Below are 16,248 nucleotides of genomic sequence, written 5' to 3' on the forward strand. Positions count from 1 at the left end.
TACTCGCGCCACGAATTCAACAAAAATAGATCTGTTTCAACTTTTTTTAGGCATTGAACCGTTACACTGTGGTTATCCGGTTCCCTGGCCTTTGTGACGACAGACCCGTCCCATGGATCCCTTTTCTGCGAGTGGGCATGGCGCCCCCTTCTACCCTGAGGTAATTGTTACATGATCAGCGTTTTTGATATCTTCAAAATCGGTGTTGGCCCCTCCTCTTCCCACACTGTCGGCCCCATGAAGGCAGCCAAACAGTTCGTGGATGAACTGCGTGCTGGCGGCAAGATCCGTGACATCACCCGGATCCAGGTCGATGTCTATGGCTCCCTCTCCTGGACCGGCAAAGGCCACCACACGGATACCGCCATCATCATGGGTCTGGCGGGCAACCTGCCGGAGAACGTCGACATCGACGCCATCCCCGAATTCATCTCCCGCGTGGAGCAGACCGGTCGTCTGCCCATCGGCCTGCACTGCCACACCGTCAGCTTCCCCAAGGGCGCCATGATCTTCCATGACGAGGCCCTGCCCCTGCACGAAAACGGCATGAGGCTGACCGCCTTCATCGAAGATGACGCCGTCTACAGCAAGACCTACTACTCCATCGGCGGTGGCTTCATCGTCGACGAAGAGAACTTTGGCAAGGGTGACAGCGGCGACATGTCCGTCAGCTATCCCTTCAAGAGTGCCGCCGAGCTCATCGCCCACTGCAGCCAGAGCGGTCTCTCCATCTCCGCCCTGATGATGGAAAACGAGAAGTGCTTCAACACCCCGGAAGAGATCTACAAGAAGCTTGGCAAGATCTGGACCACCATGCGGGAAGGGATCGAGCGCGGCTGCCGCACCGAGGGCGTCCTCTCCGGCCCGCTGCGCGTACCGCGCCGCGCCGCGCCGCTCTACCGCCAGCTGACCACCAACGAGAACCTCTCCAACGATCCCATGAACATCGTGGACTGGGTCAACATGTTCGCCCTGGCGGTGAGTGAAGAGAACGCCGCCGGTGGCCGCGTCGTCACCGCGCCGACCAACGGCGCCGCCGGCATCATCCCCGCCGTGCTGGCCTACTATGACAAGTTCATCCAGCCGGTGGGCCGCGACGAGTACACCCGCTTCTATCTGGCCGCTGCCGCCGTCGGCATGCTCTACAAGATGAACGCGTCCATCTCCGGCGCCGAAGTGGGCTGCCAGGGTGAAGTGGGCGTCTCCTGCTCCATGGCCGCCGCCGGCCTGACCGAGCTGATGGGCGGCAGCCCCGAGCATGTCTGTGAAGCCGCCGAGATCGGCATGGAACACAACCTGGGTCTGACCTGCGACCCGGTGGCCGGCCAGGTACAGGTACCCTGCATCGAGCGCAATGCCATCGCCGCCATGAAGGCGGTCAACGCCTCCCGCATGGCCCTGCGTCGCACCTCTAAGCCGCGTGTGTCGCTGGACAAGGTGATCGAGACCATGTACATCACCGGCAAGGACATGGACTCCAAGTACCGCGAGACCTCCCGCGGTGGCCTGGCCATCAAGGTGATGCAGGTTGCCTGCGACTAACGCCGAGTCGCGATGACATGAAAAAAGCGGGATATATTCCCGCTTTTTTTTTGGGTCGCGATTTAAAGGGCAGCGTTCGTGGATAAAGGGAGGCCGACAAGGGATAAAAAGAGACGGGCATATCACCTCCACCCGTTCGCCGTGACAGGAGAACGGGGGAGAGCTATTTCACGATGCGATCGGCCAGGGTACCGACGGCCACCACGAAATAGGGGGAGCGATTCCAGTGACGCAGTACCCGGTAATTGTCATAGGCAAGGTAGCTTCGCCCGTGAATATCGTCGGGGCGGATGAGGGAGGCCTGCATATCGACCGCAGGCAGAGGTGAGCCGTCCTGCTGGCGAACCCCGAGGGCCTGCCAGGTCGCCAGGGACTTGCGGGTCTCAAGCCCCAGCAAGGCGGGGTCCAGACGCTCTGGCACCCTCACCCGCCGTCCCCAGGTCTGGTCTTCGCGCCAGCCGTTCTGGCTCAGATAATTGGCAGCCGATCCAAATACATCCGCCAGATTGCCCCAGAGATCCTTCTTGCCGTCCCCGTCCTGATCCACCGCGTATCGCAGGAATGACGAGGGCATGAACTGCACCTGCCCCATGGCCCCCGCCCAGGATCCCTTGAAGTTGGCGGGGTTCACATGTCCCTGCTCCAGAATGCGCAGGGCATCGAACAACTCGCCTTTGAAGAAGGCCTCACGGCGACCGTCCCAGGCCAGGGTCGAGAGAGAAGAGATAAGGGGATAATGGCCGGTTATTTTGCCGAAATTGGTTTCAATTCCCCACAAGGCAACAATAAAGCGGGGTTGAACCCCATATTCCCGGCCTATTTTTGTGAGCAGCGGCAAATGCTGGCGATATAAGGTTTGGGCTTGCTTGACTTTCCATTCCGGCACCGCCCGGGGAATATATGTGTCCAGGGTCAGTTTGAATTCCGGCTGATTTTTGTCGTGCCTGATGGCGGCATCGACAAGGTGGACATCCGCAAAGGCCGCACTCACCGTCTCGGGCAACATGCCCGCCGCCAGCGCCTGCTCTTTGAGGCTCGCCACGTACTGGTCAAAATCGGGGCCGGCCTGCACCGGCGATCCCGACAGGGCGCCTGACAACAGCAGTGCCAGCCGCCCCGCCCTCATCGTGCGCCCTTTAATTGCGCCTTGTGCTGCTCCAGCAGGTTTTCCGGTGGCGGTGGCACCTGCAGATAAAAGCCCTGGCTCTTCAGGGCGGCCATCACCCGCTCCGTGGAGGCCAGCCCCAGGGGCTTGGCCGGGTCCAGCTTGGTCATCAGGACCAGTTCGGGACGCCCGAAGGTACTCATCAGCACCTCGGGAACGCGGGAAAAGTCCTCTCTTCGTTCAATAAAGAGATAGGTCTCGGCTTTTTTGCGACTTTTATAGACTGCACACAACATGGAAATTGATATAATCCGACGGGTTTATTGCCTCTGGTGGTGGCAAACTATAACATCAGGAATTGAATAACAATAACGTATTACCGTCTCGGTTCGGGGAAGATTCATGGTTGAACGCGATAACGAATTGAAAGGGACCACCTTCACTATTTCTGTGTTGCATCTCAGCGATGGCAATCCGGCCCGGATCCGACAACTGCTGGAGGCCAAGGTCGCGCAGGCCCCCCAGTTTTTTAATTGTGCCCCCCTCGTCCTCAATGTGGAACGCCTCGAAGCGATCCCCGATTTCGAACAGCTCAGGGAGCTGGTCGAGTCGGAAGACTTCGTGCTGGTCGGGATCACGGGGGCGCGGGACGAGGCGATGAAGACGGCCGCCAAGGCGGCAGGCCTCGCCGTCATGGTGTCAGGCAAGAGCCGCAAGGCAGAACCTGAGCCGACGCCGCCAGTGCCTGAGCCCAAGCCAGTGGAGGCCGCACCGGTTCCCCCGGTGCCAGCACCCGTGGAGGCAAGCAAGGTCCACGTGGGCCCGGTGCGCTCCGGTCAGCAGATCTATGCAGCCGGCACCTCGCTGGTGGTGCTGGGCTCGGTGAGCCCTGGCGCCGAAGTCATCGCCGATGACAGCATCCATGTTTATGGTGCCCTGCGTGGCCGAGCCATCGCAGGGGCCAAGGGCAATCCCAAGGCCCGCATTTATTGCCAGCAATTGCAGGCCGAGCTGCTCTCCATCGCGGGCACCTTCCAGCTCAGCGATGCATTGCCTGCAGGCGTGATACAAGAGCCGGTCCATATCCGGCTCGACAATGAACAACTTCGTATAGACCGAATCAAATAGAGTTACAAGGAAGCGAGAATGGCGCGAATCATAGTCGTTACATCGGGCAAGGGTGGCGTTGGCAAGACGACAACCAGCGCGGCACTGAGCACCGGTCTGGCCCAGCGTGGCCACAAGACCGTGGTCATCGATTTTGACATTGGTCTGAGAAACCTGGACCTCATCATGGGTTGCGAGCGGCGCGTGGTCTATGACTTCGTCAACGTCATCAACGGGGAAGCCAACCTCAACCAGGCCCTCATCAAGGACAAGCGTTGCGAAAACCTGTTCATCCTGCCCGCCTCCCAGACCCGGGACAAGGATGCCCTGACCCGTGAAGGGGTGGAGAAGATCCTGGATCAGCTGGCGGAGATGCAGTTTGACTACATCGTCTGCGACTCCCCCGCCGGTATCGAATCCGGCGCCCTGATGGCGCTCTATTTCGCCGACGAGGCCATCGTCACCACCAACCCGGAAGTCTCTTCCGTGCGTGACTCGGATCGCATCCTCGGTATCCTGGCCTCCAAGTCCCGCCGTGCCGAGCGCGGTGAGGACCCCATCAAGGAGCACCTGCTGCTGACCCGCTACTGCCCGACCCGCGTCAACCGCGGCGACATGCTGAGCGTGCAGGACGTACAGGAGATCCTGGCCATCAAACTGCTCGGGGTGATCCCTGAGTCCCAGGCGGTGCTGCGCGCCTCCAACTCCGGCGAGCCGGTCATTCTGGACAAGGAGTCCGATGCCGGTCAGGCCTACGAGGACGCCGTCGCCCGTCTGCTGGGTGACACCAAGGATTTCCGTTTTCTGGAAGAAGAGAAGAAGGGCTTCTTTAGCCGACTGTTCGGGAGTTAAGCATGTCATTATTGGATTATTTTCGTTCCAACAAGAAACAGAACACCGCACAACTGGCCAAAGAGCGGTTGCAGATCATCGTGGCTCACGAGCGTTCATCCAGAGGGGGGCCGGATTACCTGCCCCAGCTCAAGCAGGACATCCTCGAGGTGATCCGCAAATACGTGCAGATCGACCCGGACAAGATCACCGTCCAGCTTGATCAGAAGAGTGACGAGTTGTCGGTGCTGGAGCTCAACATCACCTTCGCCGACGACCAGAAGAAGGGATGAGCTGACGCACCATGCGCGACCCCTTCCCCCAATGAAGACCGGATCCTTTCCCAGGATCCGGTTTTTTAATGCCTGGCGTCCCGGCATCTCGCCAAGGGCATCAGGGCCAGCTAGAATACCGCGCACCCCGAGGCGCTGCCGACGGGCTTTCCCTCCCCCCTTATCTGGAACACGGTTCTTATGTCTTTGAATGACGAAATGCACAGCGTCGAGGAACTGCTCGACACCGCCCTCGAACTCTTCATGGAGCTGGCCTCCGACAACCTGCCCGAGCAGGAGATCGTCCGCTTCAATCAGGAGTTCAACGACCGCGGCCTGCTGGCGGAGACCGATCCCGCCGACGACTGGGCGGCCGACGTGGGATTTGAGGTGAGCGACGCCGACTATGCCGAAATCTGGGTCGGCCTTGGCAACGAACAAGAAGAGTACGAGCACCTGTTTGCCCGCATGCTGCTCTCCCGCCGCGTCGACGAGAAGTTCTGCCACATCGAATGGCTGCCCCAATAATTCCGGATCCCGATGATCCTGGCCACTATGACTGGGACGGCGGGCCCGCGCCCGTGAGGCCTTCGCGCAGACGGCGACTGCTGGGCTGGCTCGGCAAGCTGCTGCTGGCCGCCTTTGCGAGCACCATCGTCTCGGTCGCGCTGCTGCGCTTCATCGACCCCCCCATGTGGACCTGGCGCCTCGAACGCGCCCTGTTTCCCCCTGCCAAGGTGGCCGAGGTGAAGCACGACTGGGTGCCGCTTGAGCAGATTTCCCGGGAGCTGCAACTGGCGGTGATCGCCGCCGAGGATCAGCGCTTTGCCGAACATCACGGCTTTGACATGGACGCCATCAGCTCGGCCCTCAGGCACAACCAGCACAGCGGGCGGGTGCGCGGTGCCAGCACCCTCAGCCAACAGACCGCCAAGAACCTCTTCATGTGGAGCGATCGCAGCTTCCTGCGCAAGGGGATCGAGGCCTGGTTCACCCTGCTGATGGAGCTGGGCTGGGACAAGTCCCGCATTCTCGAGGTGTATCTCAACATCGTGGAGTTCGGACCCGGCATCTATGGCGCCGAGGCAGCCGCCAGGCACTACTTCGGCAAACCGGCGATACGCCTCACCCGCTACGAGGCCTCCCTGCTCGCCGCCGCCCTACCCAACCCCTGGCGTTATCGGGTCAAGCCCCCCTCACCCTATGTGCAGCAGCGCTCGGCCTGGATCCGTCGTCAGATGGGTCAACTCGGGCAAGTCACCCTGAACCGGGTCCACGGCACAGAGTAACGCCATCCTGCGGATCAGAGGCGGGCCCCAGGTGGCCGCCGACGGTTTCCCGATGAAGGGGCAGATAGTGCCACCACCAGGTTTCGCGCCGCCGCTTGATCTGCCTTCTGTACTGTCGTCGCTTCATCTTGCCAGGCCGCCCCGTCACGCCGCCCCTGCTGGCGGCTCTGTTAACCTTATCCCCTGATCCCGCCATTTGACAGCACGGCGTCACCGCCCCCGGGCTGGCTGCCCATCCCAATACTTGTTAAAGTGGCGAACCTGGACGTATCTGGAGTGATTTCATGGAACAACGTAGCCCGGATCAGCTGGTCGAGTGGGCCTATGATCAGTTTCTGGAGCAGGCCGCCGACATGCTGGCCCCCGAACAAATCGTCGACATCACCCTCGAGTTCGAGCAACGTGGCGCGGTGGAGGCAACCCTGCCCAATGCCGACTGGTCGACCGAACTCGGCGAGCCGGTGGACATGGCACGTTGGGCCGAGGTCTGGGTCGGCTTGCTGGATCATCAGGACGAGTTCGAGGTGATCTACGCCACCTTCCTGCTCCCCCGGGATCAGAGCGAGCACGACGTGCATATCCGCTGGCACCGCCAGCAACAAGCATAAGAAAAGGCGCCCCAGGCGCCTTTTTCGTTTTTTGCGATGCCCGAGTCAGGGGCGTGCCGCGATGGCCTTGGCCAGACAGCGGCGACACCAGCAGGCGCTGGCATCGCTCATGGGCAGCGCGGGAAGCTGGTTGCACCAGCAGCGCTCGATGGGTTCCCCCGCCGACACGGCGCAGAACGCCGGCTCGCCGCAGCCCGGGCAGGCATGGGTGCTCTTAGAGCCATCGAGCTCGGCCATGCGGGCCAGCTGGGTCTCGCTGTCCATGACGGACCACTGGCATATCTCGGTCAGGGTGCGGCCACAACCGAGGCAGAGCACCTCCTTGGCCCGGCAGTCACCGATGCAGGGACTCGGCACCTTATTCGTCCCCTGCCGGCGTGTCGGAGCCCACGAGGCGGATGCTGTGCTCCTCGATGACGATCTTGCCCTGCTTGTAGAGGCCGCCGATCGCTTTCTTGAAGGTGCCCTTGCTCATGCTGAACATCTTGTAGATGACGTCAGGATCGCTCTTGTCTCCCACCGCAAGGCTGCCCCCCTGCTTTTGCAGGCGCAGCAGAATGCGTGCACCGGCGTCATCCATCCGGGCCAGCCCCGGCTTTTGCAGGGTCAGGTCCAGCTTGCCATCTTCGCGCACCTGCTTGACCCAGGCGGTCAGCGGTCGGCCCGTCATCACGCGGCCGAACACCTCGTTCTTGAACAGCATGCCGGCGTACTGGCCATTGACCACGGCCTTGATGCCAAGGGGGGTGTGCTCCCCCGGCAGCACCGTCACCTCGTCACCGCTCTTGAAAGGAGGGTCGATGCGCAGGAAGCGCTCCAGACGGCTGGTGCCGACCATGCGCCCTTCGTTGTCCAGCATCAGGTGCACCAGATAGACATGGCCCACCTGCATCGGCTTGTTCTGCTCGCGGCTTGGTACGAAGAGATCCTTTTTCATGCCCCAGTCGAGGAAGGCACCAATCTTGTTGGCGTTGACCACCTTGAGACCGACGATGTCCCCCACCATGGCGAAGGGCTTGTCGGTGGTGATCACCGGCTCGCAATCCGCATCCAGATAGAGGAAGACGGACACCTCGCTCTCCTCGGCGACGCCTTCCGGCAACTGGCGCCTGGGCAGCAGCAGCTCGCCGTATTCCCCCGCCGCCAGCCAGGCGCCGCGCTCCTCGATCTCGACGACGGTCAGGGTGTTCATCTTGCCAATCTGTAACATGGTGATCTCTTCTTTCAATATCCGGATGGGCCCATCTCATGGAAGACCCGTCATATAGAGGTGCATCGCCGCCGTCGGATGAGAGAGGACGGGGCCGATTTATGTCATGCAGGCGCGCATGTTACCCCAGAGCGGCAGCAGGACCTAGCCCCTCCCCCCTGTGTCTGACCTCTTTTCCCGCTCCCGGGCGGCCAGATTGACGATATTAGCAGCATTCAGTTCCCCCTTTGCTGCAAATAACCCCACTTTTAGGTAGACTTCGCGGCCGTCAAATCCAGAGGAAGCGTCGATGAACCCAGCCACTCGTACCCGTCATCTCAATCAATGGATCCAGACCCACAGCCAGCAGGAGATGAGTTACCCCGCCCTACACGGCTTCCTGTGCGCCCGTCTGACGGGGCCCGTTGCCCCCGACTGGCAAGATCCGCTGGCCAGCCTGCTGCCTCATGATGCAGCGCTGGACGAGAAGAGTGCCGAGGCGCTGCATCACCTGATCGCCGAGCTGGAAGCCCAGGCTGACGACGCGCAGCTGGCCCTGCCGAGCCAGTGTCGCCTCTCTACCGACAACCCGGAGCAGGTGTTTGACAAGCGCCATCCTCTGGGCCAATGGAGCTATGGCTTCAGTCAGGGGGTGGCCTGCTGGCCGGCGCCGACCGACCTGAACGATCCGGCGACCCGCCATCGCTTCAGCCTGGTGGCCGAGCTCTGCCTGTTTCGCGACAAGCCCATGGCCATGATGCTGCACCAGGCTGCGGCCAGCGAGCTCCCCTTCCTCGATTTTTGCAAGCGTCAACGCCAGCAGATGAAGACGGCCCTCAACCTCCTGCTCGGCCAGGATCACTACGAGGCCGAGCCTGAAGAGAGCCCGTCCCTGGACAACGAGCAGACTCGCCAGTGGCAGCAGTGGTTCGAGCTGGCGGCAGAGAGCCGCGATCCCCTCCCTCGCCTTGGCTGGTTCGAGCGCATCATTGCCGATGCCAACCTCCTGTTCGATGAGGCATTCTGGCAAGCCCACGCGGGCCATGGCTGGCAGGTCCCCGAGGCACGCCCTCTGATCGCGGCCAGGGCCGGTCGAGCCGATTGCCTGCTGCGACTTGGGCAGCTTGGGCAGGCTCGGGATGAGTACCTGGCCCTGCTCGCCCTCTGCCGCGCCGACGAGCCCGCTTGCCGCCACCCCCTCTCCACCCTCTATGCCTGGCAAGGGGAATGGGATGCCCTGCAACAATTGCTGGTGCGCTTTGATGAAGCCTCCTGCTGGCTGCTCTACAACAAGGCCTTGATGAGCTTTGTCTGCGAAGGGGAAGCGGCGGCGCGCCCTCATCTGGCGGCGGCAATGGGGGTCAATCCCCATGTGCCCGCCACTTTGCTGGGCCAGCGCCGCTTGCCCAAGCAGGAGCCTCGCCGCTGGCAGGGAGGCAGCCGTGACGAGGCGGCGCTCTACGCTTTGCAGAGTCGCGAGGCCTGGCTGACCCACAACGCATTGATATGGCTGCGAAAGAGTGCGGGCAAGCAGGCCAGTTGAGACCCCAATAGCCGATTCGATGACAGAACACGTGCGCAAACGCACATTTTTCTGGTGACTGGTCAGACAAATGCCCCTGTGTTACGTATCATCAAGGCCAAAGTATCAAGAGAAACTGCACCCGATGCAGCCGCCACAGCAGGATGTCATATGTCTAAGATCATTGAGCTGCTCGCGCACTACCCTCCTTATCAGCTGGTTCACGCCGCTGAGATGGTGCGCGATACCTTTGAACAGTTTTATCAGCAGCGGTACCAACTCACCGTGCCCCAGTGGCGCCTGATGATGGTGCTCGGCCCCCACTACCCCATCAGCCAGAAGGAACTGGTGGAGGCGAGCGGCATGGACAAGGTACGGATCTCCCGCGAGATCCATCGTCTGGTGGAGAAAGGCATCCTGTTCACCGAGAACAGCGTGCAGGACAAGCGCATCAGCCTGGTCTCCTTCACCCCGGCGGGGCTCACCCTGTTCCAGCAGCTCAAGACGGAGGCGGGAAGCTGGCAGCACACCCTCACCGACTATCTGCCGGCCGAGGCGCGTCAGAGCATTCGCCTGCACCTGCAGAGCGTCAGCGATGCCATCGAACAACTTCACCTGCTGGACAACGAGCAACCCTCATGAAGCTGAACAACTTTGCCACCATGGATGTCAACATGCTGCTGAGCCTGGTCAACATGCAGCTGCGTGATCACTACGAGGATCTCGATGATCTTTGCCGGGCGCAGGATCTCGACAAGGAGGCCCTGGTCGCCAGGCTGGCCAGCGGCGATTTCCACTATCAGGAAGATCAGAAGCAGTTCAGATAGGGATCCGGATCACAACCCGACCCATGCCGCTGGCTCCGTCGGCAAAAGCTGCTAAGGTGGTGGCTACCCGGTCAGTTGATGTTCGCAAGAGGTATGGATACATCTTGTTGTCACAGACCGCGGTTAGCCTCTTGTTCACCACCCGCAGCCAAGGATGACCCATGATGCGCCTCATTCGACCAACCAGCCTGATCACCCTCTGCTCATTGCTGGTGATCAGCCTCTTCCTCCCCCAGGTCCCCAACAGCGCCGAGCAGTGGCTCACCACCCTGCTGCTGGCCTCCCTCGTGGCGGTCTTTCTGATGGTCGGCAGCGGCTGCCGCCACTTCCTGCGCGAATAACGACGCCAGAGCGCGATGACTGCCCAAAAACAACAACGCAGCCCGAGGGCTGCGTTGTTGTTTCAGGATACTGGGGAGGCCCCGAGTCGCATCAGTAAGCCAGGGTTTCCAGCTGCTCCTTGGCCTGCTCGATCCCCTTGGCTTGCGCCTCCGGACCCATGCCCATGCCTTCGGCATAGATGAAGTCCACTTCGGTGATGCCGATGAAGCCCAGCACGGTACGCATGTAGGGGGTCACCAGGTCGGTGGCATTGCCCACGTGCATGCCGCCACGGGGGCTGACCACCAGGGCGCGGGTGTTCTCCACCAGGCCGACCGGACCGGTCTCGGTGTAACGGAAGGTCACGCCGGCACGGGCCACCAGATCGATCCAGTTTTTCAGCTGGGTCGGGATGTTGAAGTTGTACATGGGGGCCGCGATGATCACCAGATCGCTCGCCTTGAGCTCGGCGACCAGCTCGTCGGACTGGGCCAGCACCGCTTGCTGACGCTCGTTCAGGTTCTCGCCACCACGCAGGCCCATGGCCAGCTCGCCGTCCAGCACCGGCAGGTTCAGGGTCGCCAGATCGCGTACCTGGATGGTGTCACCCTGGCGCTCGGCCAGGTAGCCGTCGATCAGGGCGTTGGATTGGGAATACTGGCCCAGGATGCTGGACTTCAGAACGAGGATATTGGCCATGGTGAAACTCCATTTGATTGTCAATTGAACAGCCAGGCTGTCGATGGAGGTCACTATAAAGACTGGCATTAAAGCCTGATAGCGAAAATAGATGCTCAAGTCATTCAAAAAATTTGATGCCTGTGCATTTCCTCGGCAGAGAGGGGCTCATCAAACTCCGCACCCTTGGCATGACAAACGATTGCCGTTATGATCCGCCGCACTTTTTGTACGTGATCCGGATCTCATGACCTCCTCCCGCAGGCATTCCCCCTTTGCCGGCGCCGTCTGGATGATGGTGGCAGGCCTTTGCTTCGCCGCCGTCAACAGCCTGAGCCAGTATGTCAGCTTCACGCTCGGCCTCCCCTCGACCCAGGTCGCCTTTCACCAATATCTGATAGCCCTGGTCTGCCTGCTGCCCTGGCTGGTGCGCCACGGTCTGCGCCAGTCCCTGATGACGAACCAGCTGCGCCTGCACCTGCTGCGGGTCGCCCTGGCGGTGACCGGCATCCAGTTCTGGCTCTGGGCCCTGGCGGTCCCCGTCCCCATCTGGCAGGGGATCGCGCTCTTGATGACCTCCCCCCTGTTTGCCACCCTGGGATCAGCCCTCTTTCTCAAAGAGCAGGTGAGCCGGGCCCGCATCCTGGCCACCCTGGCCGGCTTTGTCGGCGCCATGCTGATCCTGGCCCCCTGGACCGACGACTTCACCCTGGCCTCCCTGCTGCCGGTGGCGGCCGCCCTCTTCTGGGCAGGCTACTCCTTGCTGGTGCGCTATCAGGCAGCAAGCGAGTCGTCCCACACCATCGTCGTCTACCTGCTCGTCTTCAGCACCCCGTTCAACGCCATGCTGGCGATCCCTGAATGGCAGTGGCCGAGCGAAACCCAGTGGCTGCTGGTGGCCGCCTCGGGCGTACTGTCGGCACTGGCCCAGATGTCCATCGCCCGCGCCTACAGCGTGGCGGAGGCCTCCTTCGTGCAACCTTTCGATTTTGCCAAGCTGCCCATGAACGTGCTGGCCGGCTGGCTGGTATTTGGCTGGGCGCCCCCCGGTCGCTTGTGGCTGGGGGCGGCCATCATCATCGGCGCCATCACCCTGCTCACCCATCTGGAGCAGCGCGCCCACCCACCCACTTCCTGAGGTACGCCATGCGTGCCTCTTTTTTTGCTCACCCGGATCAGCCCTGCTGACCACCGACCTCAGGAGAGATCAGATGTTTGGAACCGCCACCCGCCCCACTGCGACCCGTGCCCTGCTGCTGGGATCAGGCGAACTCGGCAAGGAGGTCGCCATCGAGCTGCAGCGGCTCGGTATCGAGGTGATCGCCGCCGACCGCTATGCCAACGCCCCCGCCATGCAGGTGGCCCACCAGGCCCGCGTGCTGGACATGCTGGATGGCGCCGCCCTGCGCGACCTGGTGGCCGAGGTCAAGCCCGACCTCATCATCCCCGAGATTGAAGCCATCGCCACCGACACCCTGGCCGCCCTCGAGCAGGAAGGGGTCAAGGTGGTGCCCAATGCCCGCGCCACCCAGCTCACCATGAACCGGGAGGGGATCCGTCGCCTCGCCGCCGAAACCCTGGGGCTGCCCACCTCTGCCTACCGCTTTGCCCAGAGCAAGGAGGAGTTTGTGGCCGCCGTCGAGACCATCGGCCTCCCCTGCGTGGTCAAACCGGTGATGAGCTCCTCCGGCAAGGGGCAGAGCCTGCTGCGCGATCTCGCCAGGCTGGATGAAAGCTGGACCTATGCCCAGGAGGGGGGCCGTGCCGGTCGTGGCAAGGTGATTGTCGAAGGCTTCGTTCCTTTCGAGTACGAGATCACCCTGCTCACGGTGCGCGCCGTCGATGGCATCCACTTCTGCGAGCCTATCGGCCATCGTCAGGAGGATGGCGACTACCGCGAATCCTGGCAGCCCCAGGCCATGAGCGAGCTGGCCCTGGCCCGCTCCAAGGAGGTGGCGGCCAAGGTGGTTGAAGCCCTTGGCGGCTACGGTCTGTTCGGGGTCGAGCTCTTCATCAGGGGTGACGAGGTGTGGTTCAGCGAAGTCTCCCCCCGCCCCCACGACACCGGCATGGTGACCCTGATCTCCCAGGATCTCTCCGAGTTCGCCCTGCACGTGCGCGCCATCCTGGGGCTGCCCGTCGGCACCATCACCCAGTACGGCCCGAGCGCCTCTGCCGTGGTGCTGCGGGAAGGCCACAGCCAGGATATCCGCTATCAGGGGATCGGCGAGGCACTGGCCCTGGTGCCCGGTGCCCAGTTGCGTCTCTTTGGCAAGCCGGAGATCGCCGGTCGTCGTCGCCTCGGGGTGGCGCTCGCCCGTGGGCAGGATTGCCAGGAAGCCGTGGAGCAGGCCAAGACGGTGGCAGCCCGAGTCGAGGTACTGTTCTAGGCACTCCGCTTTACCACGCAAAAACAAACGTTTATCTGCGTGATCCGGCGCAAGGGGCAGGTGACTGCCCCTTTCCCATTGAAGCACCGGGCTTATAATCCCCCCTTCACCTATGTCAGGAGTACAAGATGTTAACTGCCGTGATCTTCGATATGGATGGTGTTCTGATCGACTCGGAACCCTTCTGGCAACGGGCACAGATGGCCGTCTTCGCCGAACTGGGCCACTTCCACACCGAGGAGGACTGCAACTCCACCATAGGGGTGCGCATCGATCAGCTGGTGGCCCACTGGTACCGGATCCGCCCCTGGAACAGCCCCAGCCAGGAAGAGGTGGTACAGCGCATCCTGGATCAGGTGATCGCGCTCATCCTGCAAGAGGGGCAGCCCAAGGCCGGGGTGCTGGAAGCGCTCGACCTCATCGAGGCCCAAGGGCTCAAGATCGGGCTCGCCACCTCCTCCCCGTTTGCCATGGTCGAGGCGGTGCTCGGCAAACTCGGCATCCAGGACCGTTTCATGGCGGTCCACTCCGCCGAGGTGGAGCGCTTTGGCAAACCCCACCCGGATGTCTATATCCACGCCGCCGAGAAGCTCGGCGTCGAGCCTGTGCACTGTCTCGCCATTGAGGACAGCTTCACCGGCCTGCTGGCGGCCAAGGCAGCCTCCATGACGGCGCTGATCGTGCCGGACCCGGCGCTGGTCGGCGATCCCCGTCTGGCCATCGCCAACCACGAGTTGCGCTCTCTTGCCGAGCTGAACACAGAGATGCTGGCCGGCTGGGTCAAGTAGGCAACACGGACTGACCTCCTGCCTCGCTTGAGCCCGCTCATAAACGTGCGCTTGCTCGCGGTTGCGCCGCCTTGTGGCGACTAGAATCAGCAGGAGCACAGAGACGGCCCACGGGCCCGAGGAGGTCACCATGATCGAGTACACCAGCAAGCGTATCGTCTGCCCCCACTGCGGCCACCACACCCGGGTCGAGCTGGATGCCAGCCAGGGGGATCAGGAGTTCTACGAAGATTGCATGGCCTGCTGCAACCCCATCCACCTGCGGCTGCACCGGGATGAAGCCCGCGACTGCCTGCAACTCTTCGTGGATGCCGACGACGAGCAGCTGTTCTGAATACCCCTGTCCAGACACATAGATGGTCGCCCCGGTTTGCCAAGCCCTCAATCAATGAAAGTGAGTCAGGTTGAGATTGCAGCCATAGATCCGGATTTCACCGAGGCAACAGCCTCTATCCCTGATGGAATTCGCTGACTGGCTCCTCTATCAGCTAAACGCACTTATTAGTGCCCTGTGTCTGTCGGGTTTTGCCAGTCACGGTCTGACCTGCCTCGCCATCACGTCATGATCGCCCGTGCAATCGGTGGTACTTTCTAACGCTGGTTGTTAACTCGATACTTTGTCACGCTTGCTATGAAACACCGTTCCTGTGCTAGCTATTGCGCTCAGGCCGCTACTGCGTGATCAGCATCGTACTCGCGCTCATGGGCAAGTAATGCCCAGATGATGCGTGCATTCTTGTTGGCCAGTGCCACTACCGTTACATTATGGTTACGTCGCTCCATGACCCCCGAAAGCCAGCTTCCTGCGTACTCTGTCTTACGCTCAGCGACCCGGAGCACGGAGCGGGCCCCGTGGATCAGCAGTGTGCGTAGATAGATGTCACCGCGTTTGCTTATCCCCAACAGGGTCTGCTTGCCGCCGCTGGAATGTTGCTTGGGTACCAAGCCCAGCCAGGCTGCTAGCTGGCGGCCATTTTCGAACTGCTTTGCATCGCCGATAGACGCTACCAGTGCACTGGCCGTGAGAGGACCAATACCCGGCATCTTAGCCAGCTTCTGGCTTGCCGAGTTTTTTTTGTGCCAACACCAGATCTGCTCTTCCAGTTCATTCACCTGCTTGGCGAGCTCTTTGAGGTGCTCCCCTAAACGCTCAATTAATTGACGAAACGTTCCGGGTAGGTTGTTCTCTGCATCCTCCAGGAGCTTGGGCAATCGTAGGCTAATGTGTGCAATACCTTTAGGGACAATGATGCCATGTTCAGCCAGCAGGCCCCTGATTTGATTAGCTTGTGCCGTTCTGGCTTTGACGAACCCTTGCCTTGCGCGATGTAGCGCCAACACGGCTAACTGCTCGCCATTTTTTATTGGCACAAACCGCATATTGGGTCGGGTGACGGCTTCGCAGATAGCTTCTGCATCCGCAGCATCGTTCTTGTTGGTCTTCACATAGGGCTTAACGAACTGCGGCGCCATCAGTTTGACGGTATGCCCCATTCCTTGCAGTTTATTGGCCCAGTAATGGGCACTGCCGCATGCCTCCATGCCGATCAGGCTAGGAGGAAGATTGGTAAAGAATGAGAGCATCTGATCCCGCTTCAACTGTCGCTTGAGGACCGTCTTGCCATGTTGATCAACGCCATGTAATTGGAAGAGATGTTTTGCCAGATCAATGCCGATAGTCGTAGCCTTCATGGTGGTCGCCTCTCTCATCAGTGGGAACTTACATTCGCCACTTTGGCACTCAGATGCCGTTTTGGGGAGGGGCGACCATCCCATTAG

The 16,248-nt window shown here is 61.3% G+C and carries 21 protein-coding genes; 15 read left to right on the top strand and 6 right to left on the bottom strand.

Annotation, left to right across the window (positions count from 1 at the left end; translation table 11 throughout):
* Nucleotides 1–171: 171 nt before the first annotated feature.
* On the top strand, nucleotides 172–1,542 hold the full coding sequence (locus tag AB5Y54_RS11560) for an L-serine ammonia-lyase (RefSeq protein WP_039039104.1): 1,371 nt from the start codon (nucleotides 172–174) through the stop codon (nucleotides 1,540–1,542).
* A 163-nt stretch (nucleotides 1,543–1,705) separates the two neighbouring features.
* Here the strand turns inward: AB5Y54_RS11560 and AB5Y54_RS11565 are convergent, their stop codons facing one another.
* Nucleotides 1,706–2,668: a lytic transglycosylase domain-containing protein gene (locus AB5Y54_RS11565; RefSeq protein WP_201894042.1), complete on the bottom strand. Its 963-nt coding sequence runs from the start codon at nucleotides 2,666–2,668 to the stop codon at nucleotides 1,706–1,708.
* Nucleotides 2,665–2,943: a YcgL domain-containing protein gene (locus AB5Y54_RS11570; protein ID WP_029314494.1), complete on the bottom strand. Its 279-nt coding sequence runs from the start codon at nucleotides 2,941–2,943 to the stop codon at nucleotides 2,665–2,667. The genes AB5Y54_RS11565 and AB5Y54_RS11570 overlap by 4 nt, the downstream gene beginning before the upstream one ends.
* A 106-nt stretch (nucleotides 2,944–3,049) precedes the next feature.
* On the opposite strand from AB5Y54_RS11570, the gene minC reads away from it, so the two are divergent.
* The 6 genes from minC (at nucleotide 3,050) to AB5Y54_RS11600 (ending at nucleotide 6,754) form a co-directional block, all read left to right on the top strand.
* Complete coding sequence (gene minC, locus AB5Y54_RS11575; RefSeq protein WP_039039101.1) at nucleotides 3,050–3,775, top strand: septum site-determining protein MinC; 726 nt, start codon at nucleotides 3,050–3,052, stop codon at nucleotides 3,773–3,775.
* 18 nt (nucleotides 3,776–3,793) lie between these two features.
* Nucleotides 3,794–4,606 (top strand): septum site-determining protein MinD, encoded by an 813-nt coding sequence (gene minD, locus AB5Y54_RS11580; RefSeq protein ID WP_010674647.1) that lies wholly within the window; start codon nucleotides 3,794–3,796, stop codon nucleotides 4,604–4,606.
* Nucleotides 4,607–4,608: 2 nt separating this feature from the next.
* The gene (gene minE / locus AB5Y54_RS11585) at nucleotides 4,609–4,878 is read left to right on the top strand and encodes a cell division topological specificity factor MinE (protein WP_125117255.1); all 270 of its coding nucleotides are present in this window, start codon (nucleotides 4,609–4,611) and stop codon (nucleotides 4,876–4,878) included.
* A 180-nt stretch (nucleotides 4,879–5,058) separates the two neighbouring features.
* Nucleotides 5,059–5,385, top strand: a complete 327-nt coding sequence (locus AB5Y54_RS11590; protein ID WP_029314491.1) for an HI1450 family dsDNA-mimic protein — start codon at nucleotides 5,059–5,061, stop codon at nucleotides 5,383–5,385.
* Between the two features lie 53 nt (nucleotides 5,386–5,438).
* The gene (gene mtgA / locus AB5Y54_RS11595; RefSeq protein WP_368153829.1) at nucleotides 5,439–6,146 is read left to right on the top strand and encodes a monofunctional biosynthetic peptidoglycan transglycosylase; all 708 of its coding nucleotides are present in this window, start codon (nucleotides 5,439–5,441) and stop codon (nucleotides 6,144–6,146) included.
* A 284-nt stretch (nucleotides 6,147–6,430) separates the two neighbouring features.
* Nucleotides 6,431–6,754, top strand: coding sequence for an HI1450 family dsDNA-mimic protein (locus tag AB5Y54_RS11600; RefSeq protein ID WP_010674643.1), 324 nt, complete (start codon nucleotides 6,431–6,433; stop codon nucleotides 6,752–6,754).
* Between the two features lie 45 nt (nucleotides 6,755–6,799).
* Here the strand turns inward: AB5Y54_RS11600 and AB5Y54_RS11605 are convergent, their stop codons facing one another.
* Nucleotides 6,800–7,111, bottom strand: a complete 312-nt coding sequence (locus tag AB5Y54_RS11605; RefSeq protein WP_368153818.1) for a DUF1289 domain-containing protein — start codon at nucleotides 7,109–7,111, stop codon at nucleotides 6,800–6,802.
* 1 nt (nucleotide 7,112) lies between these two features.
* Nucleotides 7,113–7,982, bottom strand: a complete 870-nt coding sequence (locus AB5Y54_RS11610) for a S1 RNA-binding domain-containing protein (RefSeq protein WP_042014378.1) — start codon at nucleotides 7,980–7,982, stop codon at nucleotides 7,113–7,115.
* A 271-nt stretch (nucleotides 7,983–8,253) separates the two neighbouring features.
* Here AB5Y54_RS11610 and AB5Y54_RS11615 point away from each other — a divergent pair, with 271 nt between their 5' ends.
* From AB5Y54_RS11615 to AB5Y54_RS11630, 4 genes are all read left to right on the top strand, one after another.
* On the top strand, nucleotides 8,254–9,486 hold the full coding sequence (locus tag AB5Y54_RS11615; protein ID WP_368153820.1) for a UPF0149 family protein: 1,233 nt from the start codon (nucleotides 8,254–8,256) through the stop codon (nucleotides 9,484–9,486).
* Between the two features lie 150 nt (nucleotides 9,487–9,636).
* On the top strand, nucleotides 9,637–10,107 hold the full coding sequence (locus AB5Y54_RS11620) for a MarR family winged helix-turn-helix transcriptional regulator (RefSeq protein WP_010674639.1): 471 nt from the start codon (nucleotides 9,637–9,639) through the stop codon (nucleotides 10,105–10,107).
* The gene (locus tag AB5Y54_RS11625; protein ID WP_043155974.1) at nucleotides 10,104–10,292 is read left to right on the top strand and encodes a DUF4250 domain-containing protein; all 189 of its coding nucleotides are present in this window, start codon (nucleotides 10,104–10,106) and stop codon (nucleotides 10,290–10,292) included. Before AB5Y54_RS11620 ends, AB5Y54_RS11625 begins: the two co-directional genes overlap by 4 nt.
* A gap of 161 nt (nucleotides 10,293–10,453) precedes the next feature.
* A complete protein-coding gene (locus AB5Y54_RS11630) occupies nucleotides 10,454–10,633 on the top strand; it encodes a hypothetical protein (protein WP_368153822.1) in 180 nt (59 codons plus the stop codon).
* A gap of 91 nt (nucleotides 10,634–10,724) precedes the next feature.
* On the opposite strand, the gene AB5Y54_RS11635 is transcribed toward AB5Y54_RS11630, so the two are convergent.
* A complete protein-coding gene (locus AB5Y54_RS11635) occupies nucleotides 10,725–11,312 on the bottom strand; it encodes an FMN-dependent NADH-azoreductase (protein WP_010674635.1) in 588 nt (195 codons plus the stop codon).
* Nucleotides 11,313–11,538: 226 nt separating this feature from the next.
* On the opposite strand from AB5Y54_RS11635, the gene AB5Y54_RS11640 reads away from it, so the two are divergent.
* The 4 genes from AB5Y54_RS11640 to AB5Y54_RS11655 all read left to right on the top strand — a co-directional run bounded on the left by AB5Y54_RS11640 (nucleotide 11,539) and on the right by AB5Y54_RS11655 (nucleotide 14,803).
* Nucleotides 11,539–12,429, top strand: a complete 891-nt coding sequence (locus tag AB5Y54_RS11640; protein WP_041211382.1) for a DMT family transporter — start codon at nucleotides 11,539–11,541, stop codon at nucleotides 12,427–12,429.
* 73 nt (nucleotides 12,430–12,502) lie between these two features.
* Nucleotides 12,503–13,681, top strand: a complete 1,179-nt coding sequence (gene purT, locus AB5Y54_RS11645) for a formate-dependent phosphoribosylglycinamide formyltransferase (RefSeq protein ID WP_053288219.1) — start codon at nucleotides 12,503–12,505, stop codon at nucleotides 13,679–13,681.
* A 128-nt stretch (nucleotides 13,682–13,809) separates the two neighbouring features.
* A complete protein-coding gene (gene hxpB, locus AB5Y54_RS11650; protein WP_368153825.1) occupies nucleotides 13,810–14,469 on the top strand; it encodes a hexitol phosphatase HxpB in 660 nt (219 codons plus the stop codon).
* A 130-nt stretch (nucleotides 14,470–14,599) separates the two neighbouring features.
* A complete protein-coding gene (locus AB5Y54_RS11655) occupies nucleotides 14,600–14,803 on the top strand; it encodes a CPXCG motif-containing cysteine-rich protein (protein WP_005336871.1) in 204 nt (67 codons plus the stop codon).
* A 329-nt stretch (nucleotides 14,804–15,132) separates the two neighbouring features.
* On the opposite strand, the gene AB5Y54_RS11660 is transcribed toward AB5Y54_RS11655, so the two are convergent.
* The gene (locus tag AB5Y54_RS11660; protein WP_368153785.1) at nucleotides 15,133–16,161 is read right to left on the bottom strand and encodes an IS110 family transposase; all 1,029 of its coding nucleotides are present in this window, start codon (nucleotides 16,159–16,161) and stop codon (nucleotides 15,133–15,135) included.
* Nucleotides 16,162–16,248 lie beyond the last annotated feature (87 nt).

It is taken from the genome of Aeromonas sp. s9, from assembly GCF_040907765.1.
Classification (GTDB): Bacteria; Pseudomonadota; Gammaproteobacteria; order Enterobacterales; family Aeromonadaceae; genus Aeromonas; species Aeromonas caviae.

Coding starts and splice junctions, on each gene's coding strand:
- AB5Y54_RS11560 (WP_039039104.1), top strand. CDS start 172: ATGATCAGCGTTTTTGATATCTTCAAAATCGGTGTTGGCCCCTCCTCT.
- AB5Y54_RS11565 (WP_201894042.1), bottom strand. CDS start 2,668: ATGAGGGCGGGGCGGCTGGCACTGCTGTTGTCAGGCGCCCTGTCGGGA.
- AB5Y54_RS11570 (WP_029314494.1), bottom strand. CDS start 2,943: ATGTTGTGTGCAGTCTATAAAAGTCGCAAAAAAGCCGAGACCTATCTC.
- minC (WP_039039101.1), top strand. CDS start 3,050: ATGGTTGAACGCGATAACGAATTGAAAGGGACCACCTTCACTATTTCT.
- minD (WP_010674647.1), top strand. CDS start 3,794: ATGGCGCGAATCATAGTCGTTACATCGGGCAAGGGTGGCGTTGGCAAG.
- minE (WP_125117255.1), top strand. CDS start 4,609: ATGTCATTATTGGATTATTTTCGTTCCAACAAGAAACAGAACACCGCA.
- AB5Y54_RS11590 (WP_029314491.1), top strand. CDS start 5,059: ATGTCTTTGAATGACGAAATGCACAGCGTCGAGGAACTGCTCGACACC.
- AB5Y54_RS11600 (WP_010674643.1), top strand. CDS start 6,431: ATGGAACAACGTAGCCCGGATCAGCTGGTCGAGTGGGCCTATGATCAG.
- AB5Y54_RS11615 (WP_368153820.1), top strand. CDS start 8,254: ATGAACCCAGCCACTCGTACCCGTCATCTCAATCAATGGATCCAGACC.
- AB5Y54_RS11620 (WP_010674639.1), top strand. CDS start 9,637: ATGTCTAAGATCATTGAGCTGCTCGCGCACTACCCTCCTTATCAGCTG.
- AB5Y54_RS11625 (WP_043155974.1), top strand. CDS start 10,104: ATGAAGCTGAACAACTTTGCCACCATGGATGTCAACATGCTGCTGAGC.
- AB5Y54_RS11630 (WP_368153822.1), top strand. CDS start 10,454: ATGATGCGCCTCATTCGACCAACCAGCCTGATCACCCTCTGCTCATTG.
- AB5Y54_RS11635 (WP_010674635.1), bottom strand. CDS start 11,312: ATGGCCAATATCCTCGTTCTGAAGTCCAGCATCCTGGGCCAGTATTCC.
- AB5Y54_RS11640 (WP_041211382.1), top strand. CDS start 11,539: ATGACCTCCTCCCGCAGGCATTCCCCCTTTGCCGGCGCCGTCTGGATG.
- purT (WP_053288219.1), top strand. CDS start 12,503: ATGTTTGGAACCGCCACCCGCCCCACTGCGACCCGTGCCCTGCTGCTG.
- hxpB (WP_368153825.1), top strand. CDS start 13,810: ATGTTAACTGCCGTGATCTTCGATATGGATGGTGTTCTGATCGACTCG.
- AB5Y54_RS11655 (WP_005336871.1), top strand. CDS start 14,600: ATGATCGAGTACACCAGCAAGCGTATCGTCTGCCCCCACTGCGGCCAC.
- AB5Y54_RS11660 (WP_368153785.1), bottom strand. CDS start 16,161: ATGAAGGCTACGACTATCGGCATTGATCTGGCAAAACATCTCTTCCAA.